This window comes from Dellaglioa sp. CoH-57-MRSF-22, assembly GCF_056781895.1.
This window is the reverse complement of record NZ_JBXAXT010000003.1, coordinates 273,227-296,806: the sequence shown is the minus strand read 5'-3', so window position 1 is coordinate 296,806 and position 23,580 is coordinate 273,227. Positions and strand designations below refer to the sequence as shown.

The window sequence follows — 23,580 nt, the reverse complement described above, 5'->3', positions numbered from 1 at the left end:
GGACATACAAAAATCCCTCCATGATTATCGGATGAAATTATATTATTTCATCTGACAACCATAAAGGGATTATTACACAAGAAATTTCTTGTTGGAACTTTTTTTCATTTGTCTTTATAGAAATTTTCAATTAATCGATTAGGTATAAACCAAATTGATGGTACAATCAGACAAAAAATTAACACCAACTCTGGTTTAATAAATACTGACATCAATCCAATAAGTGAAAAAGATAACGACACCCATGTTTTATTGTCATTTTTAATTGCTTTTGCTAAATTTGATTCAGGCCCATTTGCTCGAAGTAATTCATTAGTTAATACTACATACATAATATTAAATAATAGAAAGACAAGGCCATATAAAAAGGCAGGCGCAAATTTATTATAATGTTCACCAACCCAGCTTGTTGCAAATGGCATGAATGACATTACAAACATAAATCCAGTATTAACAATCAACACCCGCCCATTGATTTTATCCGCCAATTGAAACATGTGATGATGATTATTCCAGGTGACACCAATTAAAAAGAAACTTAATACGTAAGCTAAAAAAGTACTTTGAAGCGGTATTAAATCTGAAAATGTGTCTCCCTCTGGTGCTTTTAACTCTAAAACCATGATTGTCATAATAATAGCAACTACAGCATCTGTGAACGCTTCAACTCTACCTTTTGACATACGAACCCCCTAAATTTTTATAAATTTAGTATTACAAAGATTAGTCATTAAATCAACTAAAAATAATTCCACTTTTTAAAGATAAAATATACTTCCAACAAATATGGCAGGCATAAACTGGTAGGTTAATTTATATTTTAATGATCAACTGGGACCATATTTATCATTTATTATGTTAACTATTTCTCTTTAATTTATATATTTTAATATATTATTAGTTAATACAAATAAATTAAGGAGTTCTAGTCTATGAATAAATTAAAATGGTTTTCCGGCGGAGATGATCGTGGAAAACAGGCCGAACAAATTATTACCGATTTATTAACTGATTTAAGTACAAATAATGGTAATAATACACTTAAAATTACGTTACAAGCTTATCTCGAAGAACTAAAACAAAAACGTTCTTCTGTTCCATTCATTTTAAGTCGCATGAACTTAGATCTTTCTAAAGCCATCAGGAATGATGAACAACCTTTATCTGACAATCAATCTAAAAAATTAAAAGAGTTAACCTCTATCTCCAATATTAGATATGGTTACTAACTATATTCTTTCTTGGTTTATACCTTTATTTTAATATAAAGTTCGTAAAAAACGACTACTTACAAAAATAATCCTTTGTAAATGGTCATTTTTTGTGTCCGTAATTTCTAACAAATTAATTTATTTTTTCATAATAGACCTCTAATTTTATGGCAAAATAAAAAAGATAACTCGTCGAATCAAGTCATCTTTTCATCTGTTATGTTGAATAGGATTGTCAAAAATCACCTTAAAAACACCTTAATTTGCATTCAAACTCATTCAATCTTATTCAAACTTTTAAAATGCAAAAGTGATATTTTATAAGGCTTTTCAACCTTATTCAAACTGTAAAATGGAGATGGCGGGAGTCGAACCCGCGTCCAAGCATATTGCCACTCAAACATCTACGTTCATAGTTATACTATTTAAAATTCGCCAACCGTAGCGCCGTATAACAGGGCTAACACGTCTGACTAACCTGATTAGTCTCTTTTAACTTCTCCAGGTGGAAGAAGTTAACGTAAGTCCACTTAATTTAGGACCCAGATCTAGCACATGGACGATACTAGGAGGATCTACGTTAGAGCGCTATTAAGCAGCTAAAGCGTAAGTATTACTATTATTTTTTGCAGTTATAATTTAACTGAGCGTTTTAACGAAGACGCAAACTTCGAAACGCAATCCAAGCTCAACCTATACCTGTCGAATCCTGAACATCCCCATAACAACTATAAACATACCATATTTATCAGTTAAAATAAAGATGTAACCTGACGACTTATTCTTTGACAAAAAAATGTCATTCAACTATTGTGAAGACAGTTACTTAGAAAGGGAGTTATAAAATGAAAATTGGAATTATTGGTGCAACTGGTAAACAAGGACAATCTACATTAAAAGAGGCAGTTTCTCGTCATTTAGATGTTACTGCTATTATTAGAAATAAAAGCAAATTAACAGAAGATGTTCCTTTTATAGAAAAAGATCTTTTCAAGTTAACAACTGCTGATTTAGAATTATTTGATGTTATTGTAGATGCTTTTAACGCTCCATTTGGTCAAGAAAATCTTCATCAAACATCATTAAAACATTTAACGGATATCTTAGCTGATACTAAGGTTAAGCTCGTTATTGTTGGTGGCGCAAGTAGTCTTTTCGTTGATTCTGAAAAAACACTGTTACTTGGTGATACACCTGACTTCCCTGAAGGTGCTAAAGCAACAGCCAAAAATATGCGTGATGCTTTAGTCACACTCCGTACCGTTTCAAATGTAGATTGGGTCTATATTTCACCAGCTGCATTTTTCAATCCTAGTGGCGAAAAAACAGGCCACTATCAAATTGCCGGTGACGTTTTAACAATGAATTCACAAGGTAATAGTGAAATTAGCTATGCCGACTTCTCTATCGCATTGGTTGATGAAATTGAATCTAATTCACATCATCAAGAACGTTTTAGCGTTGTTTCTAAATAAATTTAATTATCTGCCACTTTCACAAGAAAGTGGTTTTTTTTGTAAAAAAATAAGTGATAATCATCACTTATTTTTACGTCATTATCTAAATTATATTTTAATATTTACCTGCTAAAACGTCATCAATTAAATCTAAGACGCTATCATCTTGATTTGAACCGATACGATGATTTGCCATTTTAGCTGCCATATTTGAAGACTTTTCCATTGCAAAACTTAATGGTGTGTATGCCAACATCTCAGCATCATTATCATTATCTCCAACGGTTACTACTTCATCATCTTTTACATCCCATAATTCTTGCAAAGCATTTAACCCATTTTGTTTTGTTGCCTCTTTAACATTGATATCAATAAATCCAAAACCAGAAACTTTTGCAACTAATGATTCATCAACATTTTCTTTTAATTTAACCGCAAATGTTTTATATTCGTCAATGGGGCCATTAATCGTAACTTTAGAAATAGTTTTTTCAACCTTACTTAAATTAGGGACCTTAATAATGTCTGGATAGTACGTATTAGCCATTTCTACAAAGTTATCAGACTCACTTGCATCAATATACCCACTCTCATCTGTTGATGCTAAGATTCCATAATTTGGCGATACCTTTTGGATATATAAAACTGTTTTTTCAAATACGGCTGGATCAATATTAAATGATCTGATATGGGTGTTGCCATCATAAATAACCGCACCGTTATCTGAAACGTAACCTATTTCACCAGAGATACGTTTAAAAATATCTTTAATTTTCATAACTTGATTTCCACTTGCTACCACGAAATGAATCCCTTTATTTTTTAGTTCAACTAATTGGTGACTAAATCTAACTTCATCAAACGTTTTATTATCTCTTAAAAATGTACCATCTAAATCCACTGCAATTATCTTGACTGTCAAAATTACATTCCTCCGATTATGCTTTAATAACTCTATTATACTGCATAAGTAAACGGATACAAAGAACTAAAAAGAAACGCCCCTTGGAAAAGAACGTTTCTTTACAATTTATGATTTAAAATATCATCAATGCTATCCAAAACACTATCATTTTGATTCAACCCAATGATGTGTTTTGCTGTTTTTTTAGCTAACTTTGATCCGCTAGCCATAGAAAAACTATTCGGCGTGAACGCCAACATTTCTTGATCATTATCATTATCCCCAAATGTCGCAACTTCTTCATCCAAGATTTGCCAACGATTTTGTAGTAAATTTATGCCGTTTTTCTTTGTCGCGTTCACTAAATTAATATCAATATAACCAAATCCAGACGCTTTTGCTTGAAGTTTATTATTCATTTCAGTATTTAATTGTAATGATATTCTTTCATATAACGACACGGGAAAATGACCCGTCAGCATAGAAATTCCTTGATTAAGTGATACCAAATTATCGACTCCGGTTACTTTCGGATAATAATCATTTACATCTTGAATAAATGTATCAGATTCCCGTTTATCATAGAAACCTCCTTGATTATTAACCGCTAATAGTCCTATTTCAGTGAATGTTTCCTTCAAATACTGAATCGTTTCTTGATAGAGACTATTTTCAAAAATGTATTCTTTCAATAACTCTTTTGCATCTTGAATGACTGCTCCATTTTCAGCAACGTAACCAATTTTATCTTTAATTTCTTTAAAATATTGTTCAATGGCTAAGGTTGGATTCCCACTTGCTACCACAAAATGTATTCCCTGTTGTTGCATCCTTTCAAATTGATGCGAAAATCTTTCTTTATCGTATGATTTATCATCCCTTAAAAATGTACCATCTAAATCTACTGCAATTAATTTAATCGTCATCCCTGCCACCTCTAACGTTATTATACATGATTTCTATACATAACTATATTCTTCAAATGGCGTATCAAACCAGTCATAACGCATTATAATTTGCATGACTCGATTCACAGGAATCCACAATCCCGACCGTAAAATATCTTTCATTGTCTCTAGAAATATCTTGTCATTTTTTGTACTATTTGGTTGTTTAATTTTTATAATTTCTGAATTTTCAGTTTTTACAGTAATAATATGATTGTTCAACGCAATGACTTGTGCAGAAACGATATTATCACTTATTAATTTATTATCTTTGTTTTTATCTATTTTCATTTTGTTAAACTTCCTTTCTGGTATAGGTTCATACTACCTTGGCTTTATGACTTATCTATGAAGTTATTAATAATAAATCATTAAAAAAAGCTTAACCAGTTTAAGAACTGATTAAGCCTTAAATTAATAAACAACAACAGGTTCGTTTTGTGAAACGTTCGCAAATAAAGTTGCCATTGCGGCTGGTTTTGTATTAACACAACCACCAGAACCATCTTTAAGATAAGCTGTTTTAGACCAATTTGTTCTCCAACTAGCGTCATGGAAACCAATTCCACTATTTGTGAATTGAGCCCAGTAACTAACTTTGACAGAATAATTAGCTTTACCAACTTCACTACCTTTAAGTATTGATGGCGTTTGTTTGTACATAATATACCAAACACCCTTAGTTGTATCTTCACCAGTACTATGTTTACCAGTTGCAACATCAGTTGTTAAAACAACCTTGCCATTTTTATGGATCCAAACTTTCTGCTGCGCAATTGACACTTCAGCATACGTATCTCCAAGTCCATCATTTGCAGTCGTTGTGTAACCAGTTCCATAAGTATTATAGCCAACACCATATTTATCATTGGTTGCGTCAATAGCTGCAGTACCATCTTCTAACGCTGTCAAAACATGTGTCACTGAGTCATTCATTCCAAGGGCCCAACCATATGATTGTCCACTAACTGGAACAGTACTTCCTGTAGCCGTTTTAAAATTATACTTTTTATTCAATGTTGCTTGTTTCTTATTAATTTCATCTACTTTTGCAGAAATACCACTCGTATCAACAACATATTTACCATCTTCAACAGTTGCTTGCTTAAGAATATCTGCACCCTTCAACGTATACTTCGTTGATTGAACGGTATAAACAGTCTGTCTAGCAGCTAGTGTATCCAATTTTTCAGTATCAGCTTTAACTGTTTTACTGTCAGCAGATAAAGGTTGGAGTTCAGTATCCTTCAACTTCGTAATGCTACTATAGCCAGCCTTATCATAGGCAGCTAAAATTTGCTTAACATTATATTGATTCCCTTTTTTCCCAGGTGTTACTGATACTTTTCCATTTTTTAAAATGGGACTTGCATCAACAGCCACTGTTCTTGTTTTATTTAACTTTGTTAGTTGGGTTTTTAATTGTGCTTTTAATTGATCCTTAACTGTTGTATTCAACTTTTGTGGAACAATCGCATAATTTTTCTTAACATTTGAAGGAAGAATGGTACGTTGCTTCTTCAACAATGCTTTAATCGCTGGCTTATCTTCATCAGTAAAACCAGTTGTTGTATCTTTTGCATCGACTATTTTTGTTTTACCTACATAAATAACATTTTTTGACGTTTCATTTTTTAACTTACTAATAACTTTATCAACACTTAATCCACTGACATCTGTATCATTAATTGTGATGCCTTTATTAAAATGCATACTTTGATTGAAACTTGCTCCACCAAGAATTCCCAAAACTAAAATACTTCCGATACTAATACCAATCTTTAACGATTTTTTCATAGTTTTTCACCTCATATTATGAATTCATAGTGCGCTATTCCCAATAAAAATATCATACCGCACTATGAATGTCGAATCAATTTTGTTGTTTTCTAAATTATACTCTTTATAACTTTTAAAATCTTTTAAATAATATTTGACAATAATATCAGATTTATCTATACTACATTTATCAACTAACTCAGAGAGGAAATCAAGCCTATGACTTATTCACAAGTAAAACTTAATAATCGTTGGCAAAGCCGGTTATTCAGATTGTAGTCTGTTTTTTACAGATATAATCTGTCTATTCAGATTGTATCTGTATATCGGTTTGGTTTCTATAAATCAAAACCCCTGTATGGATATCAGTATATTCATGCGGGGGTTTTGTCTTTCAAGACGGCCCTCGAATCTGAGGACTGTCTTTTTTTATTAAAAATTAAAGGGGTACTTATAAAATGAAACGATTAATTGGAACCATTATTGCGTTATTTTTATTCTTAGTGATTGCTTTTTTCTCAACACTTCAACCAACAACATTTTCAAACGCTAAAGGAGTACCAACAATTGGTATTCTTCAATTAACAACACATCCTGCACTGGATGCGATTCATAAAGGAATTATTGCTGGATTAGAAAAAGAAGGTTACGTACCTGGTAAGTCTGTGAATATTGATTTCCAAAATGCTGAAGCTGATCAAAGTAATTTAAAATCAATGAGTGACAAGTTTAATAATGAAAATGTTAATCTCATGATTGGTATCGCAACACCCTCTGCACAATCTTTAGCTAATGTAACTAAAAAAACACCAATTATTTTAGGTGCCGTTACTGATCCAAAAGGTTCTGGTTTAGTTAGCAACAATCAGAAACCAGGTAATAATATCACCGGTGTTTCTGATCAAGCACCTATTAAAGCACAGTTAGCTTTAATGAAGGAACTAATACCTAATATGAAAACCGTGGGTGTCCTTTACACATCAAGTGACGATTCAGCTACAAAACAGTATCAACAATTTAAATCTGCAGCAATCAAATCAGGCTTAGAAGTTAAATCGGCAACAATTACCTCTACAAATGATGTTGACCAAGTGTCACAATCGCTCGTAGCATCTGTTGATGCCGTTTATGTCCCCACGGATAACACAGTAGCATCAAGTATGCAGACTCTCGTTAAAAATGCGACACAAGCTAAAATTCCAATTTTCCCTGCAGTAGATACAATGGTCAAAAATGGCGGCTTGGCAACTATTAGTATTAACCAATATGATTTAGGTGTAGCCACTGGTAAAATGGCTGCTGCCGTTCTTTCTGGAAAAAGTGTCCCTGCAACAACACCAATTAATTTTGTAAAAAAAGGTGATCTTGTTATTAATTTGAAAACAGCAAAGGCCTTAAATATTACAATTCCACAAGCATTAATTGATCAAGCCAAAAATAAAGGAGAGTTAATCAAATGACAATTATTGTATCTGCTATCGGACAAGGACTCCTATGGGGGGTTTTAGGTCTTGGTCTTTATCTTTCATTTAGAATTTTAGACTTTCCTGATATGACTGTCGAAGGTACTTTTCCAATGGGCGCCAGCGTAACTGTGATTTGTCTAATCCACGGAGTTAACCCGCTTCTGGCCACATTCTTTGCATTTCTAGCAGGGACACTAGCTGGTCTAGCCACCGGGTTACTTTATACAAAAGGTAAAATTCCGATTTTATTAGCTGGAATCCTTGTCATGACAAGTTTATATTCAATTAACCTACGAATTTTAACAAAAGCAAATATCAGTTTACTTGGACAAAATACAATTTTTTCTGCTCACTTTCTAACTAATCTTCCTGCATCTTTTGATTCCGTTGTATTAGGGCTCATTCTGGTTATCATTAGTATTGGCTTACTCGCTTTCTTTTTAAATACCGAATTAGGCCAAGCGTTCATCGCAACCGGTGATAATGAAAAAATGGCCCGCTCACTTGGTATCCAAACCGATCGTATGAAGATTTTAGGACTAATGGTTTCAAATGGCTTCATCGGACTTGCCGGTGGGCTAATCGCGCAAAATAATGGCTATGCTGATATCAGTATGGGTATCGGAACGATTGTCATTGGGCTTGCTGCAATTATTATCGGTGAAGTTGTTTTTGGTAACTTATCATTAACAGCACGTTTGGTTGCCGTTGTCATTGGTAGTATTTTCTACCGATTTGTTATTTTAATTGTATTAACATTAGGCTTTAACGCAAACGATTTAAAATTAATTTCTGCTATTATTTTAGCATTCTGTTTAATGTTACCAACTCTCCGAAAAGCGCTAAGACTAAATACTTTGTTTGAAGGAGGCCATTCAAAATGACTGAACCCATTTTTTCACTTTCCAATATCGTCACTACCGTTAATACCGGTACTTCTGAGGAGCAACAAATCTTAAAAAATTTAAACCTCACCATCAATAAAGGCGATTTTATAACTGTAATTGGTACTAATGGCGCTGGTAAATCGACCCTTTTCAATACAATTGCTGGTAATATTAAACCAACGAGTGGCAAAATTATGTTACGCAATAAAAATATTACGAATGAAAATGATATTAAACGGACAAATTATATTAGTCGTGTTTTTCAAGATCCTAAAATGGGCACAGCACCTAGAATGACAGTCGCTGAAAATCTATTATTAGCCTTAAATCGAGGCAGTCGCCGTCGGTTTAAACCTCGTCATTTAAAACAAAAAATGACGCAATTTCGTGAATTAACCGCAAAGATGCCAAATGGTTTATCAGAACATTTAAATACACCTGCTGGAAACTTGTCTGGTGGTCAACGTCAAACATTAAGTTTTTTAATGGCAACTTTGATTCAACCTGACTTACTGCTACTAGATGAACATACGGCCGCCCTCGACCCCAAAACAAGCCAAGAATTATTAAAATTAACCGCCGAAATTGTTGAACAAGAACAATTATCTTGTCTAATGATTACGCATCACTTAGAGGACGCATTATCATATGGTAATCGAACAATTGTCTTAAATGATGGTCAGATTCAATCTGATTTATCAGGTGAAAAACGTGCCAACCTATCTACGACTGATTTATTAGCCTATTTTAATGATTTAGAATAAAAAATACCACAACCTTATAAAAGTTGTGGTATTTTTTTACGATTTTATATTCGCTTTCTTAGTTGCAATAACAACAACTGCCAAGGCAAGTAAGATTAATAATGTCGAACCAACGAACAAACCGTTGTATGACAATCGTTCAATTACGATTCCACCAACTAATGGTCCTAACGCTTTACCAATAGATGCGGCAATATTAATCGTTCCTTGTGCCTTACCTTCTTGACCTGGCTCGGCCAGTTCATTAATCCATGCCGGAATGGCTGGGAATGCGACCATTTCACCTAACGTCAACAAGACCATTGAAAAGACAAAATGAGAAAAGTCTTTCGCAAAAATAAGTGTTGTAAATGATAACGCAAATAAGCCAACACCCATAATAATTTGTCTAAATAATGACTTAGCAATTGTTCTCGTTACAAGCGTCACTAGTGGTTGTCCAAAAACAATGAGTCCTGCATTAATCGTCCATAATAAACTATATTGACTCAATGGAATATCTAACTTATCCATATAAATTGATAAATTACTTTGCCATTGCTCGTAACTCAACCAAATAACCAGGAATGTTAACCACATTGCGCCGATAATCCAAACTTTGGGATTAACACCAGCTGATTGTTCTGATTTTGTTGGTTTCACTTTTTTTCGTATTGGATCAACTCTATACGCTAAAATAGCAGTAATCAAAAATATTGAATATAAAATTAATGCTGATACAAAGACCATTGTGACACTAACTTCAATCACGTATCCAACTAATAATGTCCCAATAACAATCCCTAAATTTAAAGCTAAATAAAAGAGATTAAAAACATATCGACTATCTTTTCTTCTAATTGTGGCCGCAAATGAATTTAAAATTGTTGCCACAATCCCGTTACCAAGACCCAAAATAACTAGCAAAATTGGGTATGCTGGCCAGCCATGCATGAAAACTAAGCCTAATACGGCCAACCATGCAATTACGATTCCTACCAATGTCGCATAATAAGGCCGCCATTTATCAAATAAATAACCACCAGCATAATTACCAATAATAGTCGCAACTGAGTTTATTAATAGTACAATTCCAGAAAATGTTAAACTTTTACCTAAATAGTTATGCATGTAAATTGTTGTTAACGGCCAGACGAAACTTGAACCTGCGCTACTAATCACTGAACCTATTAACAACCATTTTAATTTAATTTCTTTCGTCATTTTTTTCCGAAAGCCCCCTTTTTAAGGTTACTTAATGTTCAATTTTTCTAAATACTTTTGATTCTTTTCACGATCAAATTCATTTTCTGATTGTGCGATAATAACAGCTGCTAATGAATTACCAACAACATTGACGGTTGTACGACCCATATCTATGATTCTATCAACTCCAGCGATAAAAGCCAACCCCGAAGCAGGAACACCAATAGTTGAGATTGTCGCTAATAGGACGACAAATGATGCACCAGGTACTCCAGCCATCCCTTTAGACGTAATCATTAACACAATCAATAATGTAACTTGTTGTCCAATTGATAAATTAATATGGTATGCCTGTGCCAAAAACAGAGCAGCTATTGACTGATAAATTGCTGATCCATCTAGATTAAATGTATATCCTGTTGGAACAACAAAAGAAACAATTCCCTTTTTAACACCAAAATTTTCCATTTTTTCCATAATTTTAGGCAGTGCTGCTTCAGAACTAGCCGTTGAAAAAGCAAGAATCATTTCATCCTTGATTACCTTTAACAAGACGATTAAATTAATTTTAAATAATTTAGCAACAAGACCCATTACTACAATAACAAAAAATATCATCGTTATATAGGTCACAATAATAAAGAACCCTAATGGTTTTAAAGCAGAAACGCCTAATTGTGCTATTGTGACACCAATTAATGCAAAAACACCGATAGGTGCCAATTTCATTACCCAGTTTGTCACTTTGAACATAACTTCAGATACAGCTGAGAAGAAATCAATAATCGGTTTTCCCTTCTCACCTAGCGTTGCTGTCCCGAGTCCAAATAAAACGGAAAAGAAGATAATAGGCAGCATATCACCTTTAACAAGTGCCTCAAAAATATTAGTTGGCACAATATGCATTAAAATCGTACTCAACCCAGTAGAGGTTGAGTTTTCAGTTGTAACATATTGACTAATATCGACTTTATTTAAAGCTGTAATATCTATAAATTGTCCGGGTTTAGTTAAGTTACCAACAATTAATCCTAATGCAATCGCAATTGTTGTCATAATTTCAAAGTAAATTAATGTTTTTCCACCGATTCTACCTAATTTGTGGATATCTCCCATATTGGCGATTCCGACCACTAGACATGAAACAACAATCGGTAAGACAATCATTTTGATCATATTAATAAAGATGGTTCCCAGCGGTTGAAGTGAGTTAATAATGAGTTTATTTTGATACCCAATAGCACCAATAATAATTCCTAAAATTAATCCAATTAAAATTTGCCACCCAAGACTAATTCGGTACGCTTTATAATATTTCAATTTAACCATCCTCACTATATTTTAATTTACTATGGTTAATCTTATCATATATACGAACAATTATGTTATTTTTTTATTAAAAAAGAGCAAAAAACTGTAAAATGAGTTTTTCGCTCTTTTAACATTCATATTTTTAAAATATTATCTGATGACACTAACGGAACATTGTGCATTTTGAGCCATATAACTAGCTTGAGAGCCAATAAATAATTTCTTTGAATTACTTGGCGTATTCGTTTTTGAACCGCAAATTAGAATATCCGGTTTAAAATCTGGAATAACCTTCTCAACAATTTCAGAACCTGGTCTACCAGCAGAAACAATTGCTTGTACATTTTTAACGCCAAAATCATGCGCCTTATCTACATAGCGTTCGATACTTTCTTCAAGTAATTTTTTATTTTCTTTGATAACAACTGGTGACATAGAATCAAAAATATTCATATCACCTGTCTCTAATATTGAAACAATCCCTAAAGGAATTTGTTGTAACTTAGCTAACGCTACCGCATAATTAAAAGCTAAAATTGATGATTCAGAATCATCCTCATCTATGGCAACTAAAACGCGTTTAAAAGTTACCGGTGTTATGTCAAAGTCCAACTTTTCTAATCTATTATTCATATCGTCACTCCTCACTTGTTTTGTTGCCATTATTGATGATTTTACTTACGCCAGTTACTTGGGCTCCAAAGCTGCCCTTCCATTGAGCCATGCAAGCTCTCAATTTCAACTGACTGATCTTTTAATAGCGCAATTGTAGCTTCAATCAATAATTGGTTTTCTTCTGTTTCAATTTTTTTAAGCTCAGCAATTGTCCAGTCAACATTTCCATCCATTTTAATCACTCCTTTTACTCATACAAACGTACCATAATTAGATTAATAAATTGAATTTAATGCTTACTATTTTCCAAGGCGATGATGAGTTTTGCTAACTGTTCATCACTTGCAGCAAAACTTATTCTAAAGTAGCCCTCACCAAATTCTGTGAATGCACTACCTGGAACAACAGCTACCTTTTCTTTCAGAGCAAGTTGCTGACAAAATTCAACTGACGTTAATTTTAGTTTTTTAGGTATTTCAACGAATAAATAAAAGGCGCCATCTGGTTTAATTAAATTATAACCTAATTTTTCTAAGGCTGTTACCAATCTATCACGACGAATATGATAAGCATCTCTCATTGGTACACTATCTTGCTTCCCATTTTTAACAGCTTCAAGTGCAGCTACTTGTGATAAAGTTGCCGCGGTCGTTACGTGATATTGGTGGACCTTTTTCATAGCATTAATTAATCGTTCTTCAGCTAATACAAACCCAATCCGCCAACCGGTCATTGCATGTGATTTAGACAATCCCATTATTAAAATTGTCCCTTCAGGATACAAATTAGCCATGGAAATATGCGGTTGTTCATAGGTTAACTCGCAGTAAATTTCATCGCTCATCACCCAAATGTCATGTTTTTTCAAAACATCTTTAATAGAAGATAACTCAATTTTACCATAAGAAACACCGGTAGGGTTAGTTGGATAATTAAATATAAATCCAACGATAGCTTTATTCTTATTTTCCTGCAATGTCTTTTCAATAAGCTCTGCCGTTACCCTAAAGTTCGTCGTACGTGTATCCATAAAAATAGGTTTAACGCCTTGTAACTGCATTAATGGCAAGTAAGCTGGATAACAAGGAACTGGTACTAAAATGTAATCTCCTGGTGTTGTTACCGTCTTTAATGCTGTAGCAATTGCCTCAGTTGCCCCAACGGTCACTAAAACATTCTTTGCGTCATAAGCCAATTCAAACTTTTCATTATAATAATCAGCAGTTGCCTGTCGTAATTCTGGATTACCAGCTGAGGCTTCATAATGTGTTTGTCCGTTATCAAGCGCTGTTTTTGTAGCGTCCATAATATGTTGAGGTGTGATGAAATTAGGTTCACCTAACGTTAACTTATCGATACCGTCTATTTTGGAGACCCATTCATCAAATCGACGAATACCTGATAATTGTATCTGATCAGCTACTGTATTTATTTTGATCATTAAGACACCTTCTCCGAATTAGAATGAATCTTAATTATACATCAAAAAAATAACGATTTATAAAAATTCTTATAAATCGTTATTTCAACTTATCTAAACATTGTTTTCGTTGCTTTTGCCAAAACTTTTGGCATTTTTTCATAATGATGTAATGGTGTTAATTGCGTATCTGAAATTCCTAAGAACTTATACACAGCAATTTGTGCACAACGGAACGAATACTGTTCTGTAAAGACCATATCAAATGGCATTTCTGCAAATTGACTAATAAAGGCCAAATTCTTTGAATGTTCAGGTACAACGTCAGGACGATCACCAATTGCGCGACGGTTAAATAAGGCACTCGCATATGGCATATAAACAGGTATAACATTAACAACACTATCCATAATTTCATCTGTACGTTGGCTAATATTATTCGTAGCTGTATCTGTTTGAGCCAAATGGCCTAATAATTCTTCTAACATTTCGCGACCAGTCATCTCGATAAATGGTTTTTGAACAAAATCACCCTTGCGACGAGGATATAAACAGTAACCCCAGAATACAGTCTCATTTTCTTTTTGAGCATGGAAATGAGGTTGATGATGAACCACGATTGATAATAAATTATTACTATCAACCCAGGTATTCAATGCATTACCAGGTTCTTGTTGTGTAATCCGTGCAATTTCATTTACTGCTAAATGATTATCAGTTGTGACTGTAAAACTCATCCATTCACTTTGTTGACGATCATTAAAGAATTTATCTGGTTTACCTAAGTTATAGAAATGTTCAGTAGCTTGTTTCCATAATTTAGCACTAGGTGCATAGTCCATATTTTCCACAATCGGTGTATCAATATCGCCCATTGATGAACTATCTGTAATTGAACCATTCGTATCAAATACTAAATCGCCATCATTAATAATGATTTCGCCGACTTTATTATCATTATCGACTTCTTCATATTCAAGACCAGTGACAACAATATCGTCACGTAAAGCTGTATCTTTAAATTTAAATTCAGTTATCTTACGGTTATCCACAAAGGTTACACCACGGTCTGTAAGATATTTACGCATTGGTAAAATAATACTTTCATATTGGTTATATGGTGTTCTTGTAACACCTTCCAATGTGTTAATACGACTGAATTCAAGAATCATTCGGTTCATATAACGACGTAATTCCATTGCTGAACTTTCCTTTTTGAAGGCAAAAGTTGTTTGCCACATATACCAGAAATTAGTTGTAAACATGTGTGGACTATTTTCAAACCATTTTTCAATACTGATATCATTAATCTCTGATTCCTTTGATTCAGGCATCGTCATTAATTTTGTTAGTAAAACGCGATCTCGTGTATTAAATTGCATATGACGATAATCATTCTTACCGCCTTTATTTCTAATACCATCCATTTTATCAATTAAGCGTGCAATATCATGCGTTGGATGTGCATGATCAAAATCTAAAATTTCATCTGTAACTGTCTTTCCAGGATTATCCAATGATGGCACTTCTCGAAGAACATCCCATAAGTTTTCATATGTTTCTTCATTCAACATACGACCACCTTTAGCTAGGAATCCTTTTTGATTACTCAAACCTTGGTTACCATATTCAGTCACATAATCTTTAACTGCAGCGCCATCATTAGCACCATGTTTTTCTAAACCAAACATCGTAATTTGGTCACCATGCCAGCCACCATCACGAATTAAATAGATACCTGCTGCTAAGTTACCAACACCTGTACCAATCATATATGCTTTTTGAGTCATAATCTATTCCTCCTTCGATTTTTCGCCTTCACGAATCATTTTAATTAAATGTTCCAAACGGTTTAATGTTTTTTCAGGTGTTAAAAAGTAAAAACGTTTTAATCCTGTTTGTTTATAATCAATAAGTCCCACATTTTTTAAAACTTTCAAATGATGTGAAACTGCCGGTTGTGATAACGCCATGCGGTCAACCAGCTCAGAAACCGTTAACTCTTGCCGTGACTTAGAACCTAGCAAAATAATTAATCGTTGTCTTTTTTCATCTGCCAAAGCGTTCAAAATATCTAGATTGGAAATAAATTCCTGTAGCGCTTCGGATTGCCCTGGTTCTAATTCTTCAGCTTCCATTGTCAATCATCCCCCTATATCTATCTTCATGAATATAATAACACCACGTTAGAATTTTAGCAACCGCTTTCAGTAAACGTTTTAATTTACTGCCTAATCTTTTTTATTCATCTTAATTTGAATTCATTTAAATAAAAAAAGTGGCTCTCTACATTAGTAGAAATCCACTTCACCTATCTTACATTTTATCCATTGTTTCATTTAATAATTCATCAACTTTATTATTACCTTCATTATCTGCATGACCCTTTGTCCATTCAAAATCAACATTAGTGAAAGCTGGTATTAATTCAGCAACTTGTTGCCAAAGTTCGACATTAAGTACTGTTTGACCATCCGCTTTTTTCCAATTTCGACGTTGCCAACCTACTAACCAATTTTTTTGAATTGCATTCAAGACATACTTCGAATCTAATATAAATACGACGTGTTCTTCTCGTAATCCTAAATCAATTAATTTTTTCATAGCTTGAAGAAATGCCATAATTTCCATATGATTATTAGTTTTACCTTTTTCACCATCTGTACCAGAAAAGGTCTCACCCGGTGTTTTAATATAAAAAGCCCATGCCGCAGTATCTTCTGCTAGGACGTGACCGCCTAATTTATTACCATGATTTCTCGAACCACCATCAGTCCAGACTTGAATTGAATCTGAAGTTAAAGTTACGGATTGATGAACTGCTGTCGCACTTTTTTTACTACCTGTCGCTGTTGGTCTAGGTGCCCCATCATCCATCCAATTTTGGGCTTCATCTCGCGTTTCAAATCCTTTGTATCGTGCCCCATCGTATCCATTAACCAACTTTGCCACATCAGGCCATTTTGTGAAAATACCCGTTTTACGTCCTTTATATACTGCATAAAAATTCTTAGCCAATTTAAATCACTCCATTAGTCAGTTTATTGATTCTTTTATTGTAAGCTAAAAGGCACTAAAAATATATTTAAATAAAAAATACTCATTCTAAAGTATGCAAAAAAACCACCGTTCTAATCAACGGTGGCCATCATTTATTTAACTAAATTATGCTTTTTTTGCTGCAACTGCTGCGTCGTTAGCTTTGCTTTCTTTTAAGAAAGTAGCAAGTTCTTGTTGTTTACGACGACGGTTCTTTTTGTTTGGAGTATTAACTGGACGACGATCGTTACCGACACCTGTATGGTTGTTTGATGACATTTCGCAATCCCCCTTTCTTACAATCTCTTAATTTTAAACTGTATTCAGAAATAATTCAAGTTAATCATTAATTTCTTATAATGGACTCAAAAAATTAAGTTCATAAATAAAAAAAGATAACCGGCAGTAAGTCGATCATCCTCTATGAATACTGCTCAGGTAGGGATCGAACCTACGACATCTTGATTAACAGTCAAGCGTTCTACCGCTGAACTACTGAGCAATCTTTATAATTCATTTCTGTCTATACTATTTTATACCATAGGTTAACCTATTTTGTAAAGATATTTTTGGTAATATTTACTCAATATGATTGTCTTTTAATATCGCATTCAAATCATTTTGAGCTTCTTCTGTTTTATGCCACTCTTGATATTCAGTAAATGCTTCTAGTGGCATTTCAAAATTTTGATTAATATATTTTTCATAATTAATAACGTGTGATGATCTGGGAATATTTAACTGTAGAATACGGACTTCTTTCAATAAATCTCTTTGAACTGCAAGTTCTGCTCTCCCATTTTGTACCATGTTCGATAATTCAAAATATTTAGAACCATCTTTTCTAGTAATTTCTTCAATTAATGATAAAACTTCATGACTTTTCATATTGAACCCAACTTTCTACATCTATTCTCTTAATTAAGTATAAACACATTTGACAATAAGTACAACAAGCACAAAAAAAGCCACTACATCGCAATAGTGGCTAGCATAAGAGAGAAAGAGAATTGATAAAGGTAATTCATATACCTTACAAACTTAAGATAACATCAAATGTAAGCGTTGTCAATAGTTTGTATTAAAAAAGTGCTGTCGAATGATCTACGCCAACACTTTCCTATTATTTCGTATTATCTGGATGAACAATACTTGTTGGGTTCTCAATAATATGACTTATTGAATGCCCTGATATATTTACTAAACTAAAGAATACCACAGCGACTAAAATCACAGCTGTTAGCACCTTACTTGGTTTAGACATTTTTTCATTTAAAACAGAGCCATAGAAATCCTTTTTTACCTTTTCGGTAATAACTTGCTTTGAAACGCCTAAATTTGCTTCATCAGCACTTTCTTTGTCTACTTGGTTAATAAGATAGTCATCGATACTAAACGCTTTTTGAGCCTCTTTTTGTTTCTTTTGGTACGCTGTTTTTTCTTTTTTTGATAATTTTTTAAACCAATCAATATAAGCTTTATATTTAGTGACAACTTCTTTAGTAGGACCAACTTGTTTTAAATCACCATATTGGATCCATGCGACACGATCGCATAGCATTTCAATTTGTTTTAATGAATGACTAACAAAAATAATTGTTTTTCCTTGTTCTTTAAATTCGTTAATTTTATCAACACATTTTTGATAAAAAGTATCATCGCCAACTGACAATGCCTCATCAATAATCAAAATATCAGGATCAATATGCACGGCAATAGCAAAGCCTAAACGAGATTTCATCCCACTAGAATAGCTTTTAACGGGTTGATAAACAAAATCACCTAAATCAGCAAAATTAATAATTTCATCTAAAATATCATCAATTTGTTGGTTAGTTAGACCCTGCATTAAACCTTTTAATCGAATATTTTCTAATCCGGTTAGTTGGCCTCTCAATCCAGCGCCGATAGCAATAATAGAAGTTTCTCCGCGAACATCTACAATACCGGTTGTTTGTGGAATAATCCCCGAAATAATATTGGATAACGTTGATTTACCTGAGCCGTTAACGCCAATTAAACCAAGTGTTTCTCCACTCATAACATCCATCGAGATTCCTTTAAGAGACCAAAAATGAGGTACCGTCGTACTTTTAAAAGAAAAGAATGATTTGATATGTTCAGATTTTGTTTTAAATAAGTCATATTCTTTTGTGACATTTTTTACTCTAATTTTATAATCGACCATTTTTTCAACTTCCTAAAAACGTATTTTCTTACAATTGTCATCATGTTACTAGACTTACTATCAGCCGTCAAGCAAGCACAAAACACAAATAGAACCAATCCATTTATTTTAACGCTTTAAATGAATTAGTTCTACATATGGATGATAATTTTATTTATTTTTTAATAAACTTGCAGCTGCTTCATCAACAATGACAACTACATCATCATGATTTTGTAAGAAACTTGCAGGTAGGTCTTCTGTTATAGGGCCTTCAATCATTCCCTTAATAGCTTCTGCCTTACTTTCACCAAAAGCTTCAAGTAAAATCTTGTGCGACTTCATGATTGATCCAATACCCATTGAATAAGCATATTCAGGAACATCATTTTCGTTATCAAAGAAACGTGCATTTGATTTGATCGTTGACTCCGTTAAATGAACTTTATGTGTCAAGCTATCTTCAGCTGTTCCAGGTTCATTGAATCCAATATGACCATTTTTACCAATACCCAAAATTTGTAAATCAATTGGATTATCTTCAATAATTTTGTCATAACGTTTTGTTTCTTTTTCTGAATCACTTTCAAGACCATTAGGTAAGTAAGATGTCTTAAATGGTTTTTTACTAAATAAATTTTCATTCATAAAGTAACGGTAACTTTGTGAATCTTTTTCACCTAAACCAACATATTCATCTAAGTTAACTGATGTTGAATCCGTAAAATCTAAGTCACTGGCTGTAATTGCGGCATAGGTTGTTAATGGTGTGCTTCCTGTAGCAAGTCCAAAGACTTTAGCATTTGCTTCTTTAGCAGCTTTAAAAATTTCGTAGCCTTTTTGGCCACCCTCGTTTTGGTCTTTAACAATAATTAATTTCATTTGATTGTCCTCTTTTCAATTATTTATTCCTCTAATTGGTATAGTCCAATAATACAATATCATTTTAAAAAAAGCAATAGGTCTATACCAAATAATAAACAAAAAAATGATACTACCCTTAAACAGGTAATATCATTTCTTCAATCTATCTTATTCGACAGTAACACTCTTAGCTAAATTACGAGGTTTATCAACATCATAGCCACGGTTTAGGCTTGTATAGTAAGCCAATAATTGTGCAGGCACAATACTTACTAACGGTGTTAATAAGTCAGAAACATCTGGTAATACAATTTGATCACCCTCGTTTGCTAATGTCTCTGTTGAGATGATAATTGTATTTGCTCCACGAGCCAAGACTTCTTGAACATTGCCTCGTGTATGACTTGCAGTCGGTTTATCAGTAATAATAGCTACAACTGGTGTGCCTTCTTCAATCAAGGCAATAGTTCCATGTTTTAATTCACCAGATGCAAAACCTTCCGTTTGAACATAAGAGACTTCTTTTAATTTAAGTGCAGCTTCAATTGAAACATCGTAATCAATACCACGACCAATATAGAAAGCGTTACGCGTTTCACTTAAGAATTCTTTCGCTAAGTCATTAATTGAGTCTTTATCATCAACCATAGCTTGCATAGCATTTGCAACCATTGTTAATTCATGATAAACATCAAAATTAAGAGCTTTTGTTTGTTTTGTAACTGTTCCTAACGCTTTTGCTAAAAGTGCTTCAACGGCAATTTGAGCTGTATATGCCTTAGTTGAGGCAACTGCTATTTCAGGACCAGCATGTAATAATAACGTATATGTTGCCTCACGAGAAAGTGTAGAATTTGCTGAATTTGTAATTGTTAAACTTGGGTACATCATTTCGTTAACTTTTACAAGAACCTGACGGCTATCAGCTGTTTCACCACTTTGTGATAAGAAAATAAAGAATGGTTTTTCTGAAAGTAATGGCATATGATAACCAAATTCTGAAGCAACATGTACTTCTGTTGGTACATTAGCTAAACCTTCAAATAATTCTTTTCCAACTAATCCGGCATGGTAACTTGTCCCTGCAGCAACAATATAGATGCGATCAGCAGCTTTCATTGCGTTTAAAATACTATCATCAATTTTAACAGTTTCTTCATTTTCAACATACTCACTCAATAAACGTCGCATAACAGCTGGTTGTTCATCGATTTCTTTTAGCATGTAGAATGGATATGCGCCTTTTTCTGAATCGCTATCATCCATTTCAACATGATATGAATCACGTGATACGGCTTCACCAGCTTTATTTTCAATTTCAATAGAGTCAGGTTTAACAATAACCATTTCACCATCCATGAGTTCAATGAAGTCATGTGTTTCTTTCAACATTGCCATGGCATCACTGCAGACAACATTAAAGCCATCCCCAACACCAATTAATAAAGGACTCTTATTCTTAGCCACAAACAATGTTTCTGGTTCTTCACGATCCATCATCAAGAAAGCATATGAAGAACCTTCAAGTAATGATAAAACTTTTTTGAATGCTTGTTTAGCAGTTAAATTTTCTTTATTTGCAAAATATCCAATTAATTGAACAACAACCTCAGTATCTGTTTCACTAACAAAATTTACGTCTTTTAAATATTGTTCTTTTAACTCAGAAAAATTAGTGATAACGCCATTATGTACAAGGTAAAAGCGGCCATCTTCAGAAACATGAGGATGGGCATTAAATTTACTTGGTACGCCATGTGTTGCCCAACGCGTATGTCCAATTCCAGCAGTTCCATGAACCTTATCATCAATGGCCGACTTCAAATTCGAAATACGTCCAGCCTCTTTAACAAGGTAATCTTCACCCGTTTTGTTATCAACAAAAATACCGGCTGAATCATAACCACGGTATTCTAATTTTTCCAAACCATTAATTAAAATTTCAACAGTATTCGTTTTTCCTGTTACGCCAACAATTCCACACATAGTTTATGTCATCCTTTTTTTAAATGTATTTTTTATTATTATTTTAAAATTGGTATAGATGTTTAAAAAACAAGTAACCCTTATCAATATCTATTAATATACCTTTCTGATATTTTTTTGTCAAGAATTAATATATTGGTCTATATTTTAAATCAACTTTAAAATAAAAAAAGAGTCATTTGAATTTTCATTCAAATGACTCTTTCGCTTAATTTCTAAACGCCCATTTCAGTTTGAACTGTTTGCACAATTCGATCAACATAAGCTTTAACTTCTTTTTCTGTTGGTGCTTCGGCCATAACACGTAATAAATTTTCAGTTCCACTAGGTCTCACAAGAACTCGGCCATCGCCGGCCATTTCTGCTTCAACTTCTGCAATACTATCTTTAATTTTTTGATTATCTAATGCAGCTTGCTTATCTGTCACTCTAACATTCACAAGTTCTTGTGGATAAGTCTGAACAGCTGCAGCTAATTCAGATAACTTCTTGCCTGTTTTCTTCATAACATTTAGCAATTGAATAGCAGTTAGCATCCCATCACCAGTTGTATTGTAATCTAAGAATACAATATGTCCAGATTGTTCGCCACCAATGTTGTAACCGTCAGCACGCATTTTTTCAACAACATAACGATCACCAACTTGTGTTTTAACTGATGTTAAATCAGCTGCTTCAAGTGCTTTGTATAGTCCAATATTACTCATAACAGTTGTCACAACTGTTTCTTTTTTCAAGCGACCACGTTCATTCATGTATAATCCACAAATGTACATAATTTTATCGCCATCAATAATATTACCTAATTCATCAACAGCAATACATCTATCACCATCGCCATCAAAAGCAATCCCGGCTTCAAGCTTATTTTCAACTACAAATTTAGCTAATCCTTCTGGATGTGTTGAACCAACGCCATCATTAATATTTAATCCATCAGGCGAAGTTGCCATTGTTTCAAATTCAGCATTTAAATCAGCAAACAAACGTGAAACAAGTCCACTTGTTGCGCCATTAGCTGAATCAATTCCAACATGAATTCCTTCTAAATCATCAGGAATTGTTTGTTCCAAAAATTGTGTATATTTCAGTACACCTTCTGGATAATCTGCTAATACTCCAAGGCCTTCACCTTCTGGTCTTGGCAAATCATCAGAATCTTTTTCTAATAAAACTTCAATTTCTTCTTCTTGTTCATCAGATAGTTTATAACCATCCGCACCAAAAAATTTAATGCCGTTATCTTGAACGGGATTATGTGAAGCTGAAATCATAATTCCAGCAACTGCATTTTGGGCACGTACAAGGTACGCTACACCAGGTGTTGAAATAACGCCTAATGAGAGTACTTCAATCCCAACTGATAATAACCCTGAAATCAAAGCTTGTTCAAGCATTTGACCAGAGATTCGTGTATCACGCGCAACAAGCACTTGTGGTCTATCGTTATTTTCAAGTTGTGCATGCTCTGATAGAACATACCCACCTAAACGTCCCAATCTAAATGCTAACTCAGGACTTAGTTCTTTATTTGCAATTCCTCTAACACCATCTGTACCAAAATATTTCATTATTTTC

24 protein-coding genes, 1 tRNA gene and 1 other RNA gene are annotated in these 23,580 nt (G+C 33.5%); 5 read left to right on the top strand and 21 right to left on the bottom strand.

Annotated elements, in window-relative coordinates:
- Nucleotides 1-104 precede the first annotated feature (104 nt).
- A complete protein-coding gene (locus tag AC1RPR_RS05170; RefSeq protein WP_409022266.1) occupies nt 105-683 on the bottom strand; it encodes a TMEM175 family protein in 579 nt (192 codons plus the stop codon).
- Nucleotides 684-932: 249 nt separating this feature from the next.
- Here AC1RPR_RS05170 and AC1RPR_RS05165 point away from each other — a divergent pair, with 249 nt between their 5' ends.
- The gene (locus AC1RPR_RS05165) at nt 933-1,229 is read left to right on the top strand and encodes a bacteriocin immunity protein (RefSeq protein WP_481761412.1); all 297 of its coding nucleotides are present in this window, start codon (nt 933-935) and stop codon (nt 1,227-1,229) included.
- Nucleotides 1,230-1,561: 332 nt separating this feature from the next.
- On the opposite strand, the gene ssrA is transcribed toward AC1RPR_RS05165, so the two are convergent.
- Nucleotides 1,562-1,932, bottom strand: a transfer-messenger RNA (tmRNA) gene (gene ssrA, locus AC1RPR_RS05160).
- Nucleotides 1,933-2,056: 124 nt separating this feature from the next.
- Between ssrA and AC1RPR_RS05155 the strand changes: the two genes are divergently transcribed.
- Entirely contained in the window at nt 2,057-2,686 is a 630-nt protein-coding gene (locus AC1RPR_RS05155; protein ID WP_481761413.1) for an NAD(P)-dependent oxidoreductase, read from the top strand.
- Between the two features lie 97 nt (nt 2,687-2,783).
- Here AC1RPR_RS05155 and AC1RPR_RS05150 read toward each other — a convergent pair whose 3' ends face one another.
- The 4 genes from AC1RPR_RS05150 to AC1RPR_RS05135 all read right to left on the bottom strand — a co-directional run bounded on the left by AC1RPR_RS05150 (nt 2,784) and on the right by AC1RPR_RS05135 (nt 6,316).
- Nucleotides 2,784-3,590: a Cof-type HAD-IIB family hydrolase gene (locus AC1RPR_RS05150; protein WP_409022263.1), complete on the bottom strand. Its 807-nt coding sequence runs from the start codon at nt 3,588-3,590 to the stop codon at nt 2,784-2,786.
- Between the two features lie 101 nt (nt 3,591-3,691).
- On the bottom strand, nt 3,692-4,498 hold the full coding sequence (locus tag AC1RPR_RS05145; protein WP_481761414.1) for a Cof-type HAD-IIB family hydrolase: 807 nt from the start codon (nt 4,496-4,498) through the stop codon (nt 3,692-3,694).
- A gap of 33 nt (nt 4,499-4,531) precedes the next feature.
- Nucleotides 4,532-4,810, bottom strand: a complete 279-nt coding sequence (locus AC1RPR_RS05140; RefSeq protein WP_409022261.1) for a hypothetical protein — start codon at nt 4,808-4,810, stop codon at nt 4,532-4,534.
- Nucleotides 4,811-4,933: 123 nt separating this feature from the next.
- On the bottom strand, nt 4,934-6,316 hold the full coding sequence (locus AC1RPR_RS05135; protein WP_481761415.1) for a L,D-transpeptidase family protein: 1,383 nt from the start codon (nt 6,314-6,316) through the stop codon (nt 4,934-4,936).
- A gap of 440 nt (nt 6,317-6,756) precedes the next feature.
- Between AC1RPR_RS05135 and trpX the strand changes: the two genes are divergently transcribed.
- Genes trpX through AC1RPR_RS05120 form a run of 3 tightly spaced genes read left to right on the top strand, consistent with a single transcriptional unit; the run spans nt 6,757 to nt 9,415 of the window.
- Complete coding sequence (trpX, locus tag AC1RPR_RS05130; RefSeq protein WP_481761416.1) at nt 6,757-7,758, top strand: tryptophan ABC transporter substrate-binding protein; 1,002 nt, start codon at nt 6,757-6,759, stop codon at nt 7,756-7,758.
- Nucleotides 7,755-8,648 carry an ABC transporter permease gene (locus AC1RPR_RS05125; protein WP_481761417.1) on the top strand — a complete coding sequence of 298 codons (894 nt, stop codon included), beginning with the start codon at nt 7,755-7,757 and terminating at the stop codon, nt 8,646-8,648. The genes trpX and AC1RPR_RS05125 overlap by 4 nt, the downstream gene beginning before the upstream one ends.
- Nucleotides 8,645-9,415, top strand: coding sequence for an ABC transporter ATP-binding protein (locus AC1RPR_RS05120; RefSeq protein WP_481761418.1), 771 nt, complete (start codon nt 8,645-8,647; stop codon nt 9,413-9,415). Before AC1RPR_RS05125 ends, AC1RPR_RS05120 begins: the two co-directional genes overlap by 4 nt.
- 36 nt (nt 9,416-9,451) lie before the next feature.
- On the opposite strand, the gene AC1RPR_RS05115 is transcribed toward AC1RPR_RS05120, so the two are convergent.
- The 15 genes from AC1RPR_RS05115 to glmM all read right to left on the bottom strand — a co-directional run bounded on the left by AC1RPR_RS05115 (nt 9,452) and on the right by glmM (nt 23,573).
- On the bottom strand, nt 9,452-10,618 hold the full coding sequence (locus AC1RPR_RS05115; RefSeq protein ID WP_481761419.1) for an MDR family MFS transporter: 1,167 nt from the start codon (nt 10,616-10,618) through the stop codon (nt 9,452-9,454).
- Between the two features lie 27 nt (nt 10,619-10,645).
- Nucleotides 10,646-11,920: a cation:dicarboxylate symporter family transporter gene (locus tag AC1RPR_RS05110; protein WP_481761420.1), complete on the bottom strand. Its 1,275-nt coding sequence runs from the start codon at nt 11,918-11,920 to the stop codon at nt 10,646-10,648.
- Between the two features lie 141 nt (nt 11,921-12,061).
- Nucleotides 12,062-12,544 carry a universal stress protein gene (locus AC1RPR_RS05105; protein ID WP_481761421.1) on the bottom strand — a complete coding sequence of 161 codons (483 nt, stop codon included), beginning with the start codon at nt 12,542-12,544 and terminating at the stop codon, nt 12,062-12,064.
- A gap of 41 nt (nt 12,545-12,585) precedes the next feature.
- Nucleotides 12,586-12,759: a hypothetical protein gene (locus AC1RPR_RS05100; RefSeq protein ID WP_409022253.1), complete on the bottom strand. Its 174-nt coding sequence runs from the start codon at nt 12,757-12,759 to the stop codon at nt 12,586-12,588.
- A gap of 56 nt (nt 12,760-12,815) precedes the next feature.
- Nucleotides 12,816-13,967 (bottom strand): aminotransferase class I/II-fold pyridoxal phosphate-dependent enzyme, encoded by a 1,152-nt coding sequence (locus AC1RPR_RS05095; RefSeq protein ID WP_481761422.1) that lies wholly within the window; start codon nt 13,965-13,967, stop codon nt 12,816-12,818.
- 89 nt (nt 13,968-14,056) lie between these two features.
- Nucleotides 14,057-15,736 carry an oleate hydratase gene (locus AC1RPR_RS05090; protein WP_481761423.1) on the bottom strand — a complete coding sequence of 560 codons (1,680 nt, stop codon included), beginning with the start codon at nt 15,734-15,736 and terminating at the stop codon, nt 14,057-14,059.
- A 3-nt stretch (nt 15,737-15,739) separates the two neighbouring features.
- Nucleotides 15,740-16,084 carry an ArsR/SmtB family transcription factor gene (locus tag AC1RPR_RS05085; RefSeq protein ID WP_409022250.1) on the bottom strand — a complete coding sequence of 115 codons (345 nt, stop codon included), beginning with the start codon at nt 16,082-16,084 and terminating at the stop codon, nt 15,740-15,742.
- A 178-nt stretch (nt 16,085-16,262) separates the two neighbouring features.
- Nucleotides 16,263-16,964 (bottom strand): ribonuclease H family protein, encoded by a 702-nt coding sequence (locus tag AC1RPR_RS05080; protein ID WP_481761424.1) that lies wholly within the window; start codon nt 16,962-16,964, stop codon nt 16,263-16,265.
- Between the two features lie 147 nt (nt 16,965-17,111).
- Nucleotides 17,112-17,264, bottom strand: a complete 153-nt coding sequence (locus AC1RPR_RS05075) for a hypothetical protein (RefSeq protein ID WP_409022248.1) — start codon at nt 17,262-17,264, stop codon at nt 17,112-17,114.
- A 151-nt stretch (nt 17,265-17,415) separates the two neighbouring features.
- A tRNA-Asn gene (locus tag AC1RPR_RS05070) sits at nt 17,416-17,487 on the bottom strand.
- Nucleotides 17,488-17,564: 77 nt separating this feature from the next.
- Nucleotides 17,565-17,873, bottom strand: coding sequence for a hypothetical protein (locus AC1RPR_RS05065; RefSeq protein ID WP_409022247.1), 309 nt, complete (start codon nt 17,871-17,873; stop codon nt 17,565-17,567).
- A gap of 235 nt (nt 17,874-18,108) precedes the next feature.
- Nucleotides 18,109-19,173: an ABC transporter ATP-binding protein gene (locus AC1RPR_RS05060; RefSeq protein WP_481761425.1), complete on the bottom strand. Its 1,065-nt coding sequence runs from the start codon at nt 19,171-19,173 to the stop codon at nt 18,109-18,111.
- 150 nt (nt 19,174-19,323) lie between these two features.
- Nucleotides 19,324-20,034, bottom strand: a complete 711-nt coding sequence (locus AC1RPR_RS05055) for a glucosamine-6-phosphate deaminase (protein WP_481761426.1) — start codon at nt 20,032-20,034, stop codon at nt 19,324-19,326.
- Between the two features lie 150 nt (nt 20,035-20,184).
- Nucleotides 20,185-22,002, bottom strand: coding sequence for a glutamine--fructose-6-phosphate transaminase (isomerizing) (gene glmS, locus AC1RPR_RS05050; protein ID WP_481761427.1), 1,818 nt, complete (start codon nt 22,000-22,002; stop codon nt 20,185-20,187).
- 215 nt (nt 22,003-22,217) lie between these two features.
- Entirely contained in the window at nt 22,218-23,573 is a 1,356-nt protein-coding gene (glmM, locus tag AC1RPR_RS05045) for a phosphoglucosamine mutase (protein ID WP_409022243.1), read from the bottom strand.
- Between the last annotated feature and the right edge of the window lie 7 nt (nt 23,574-23,580).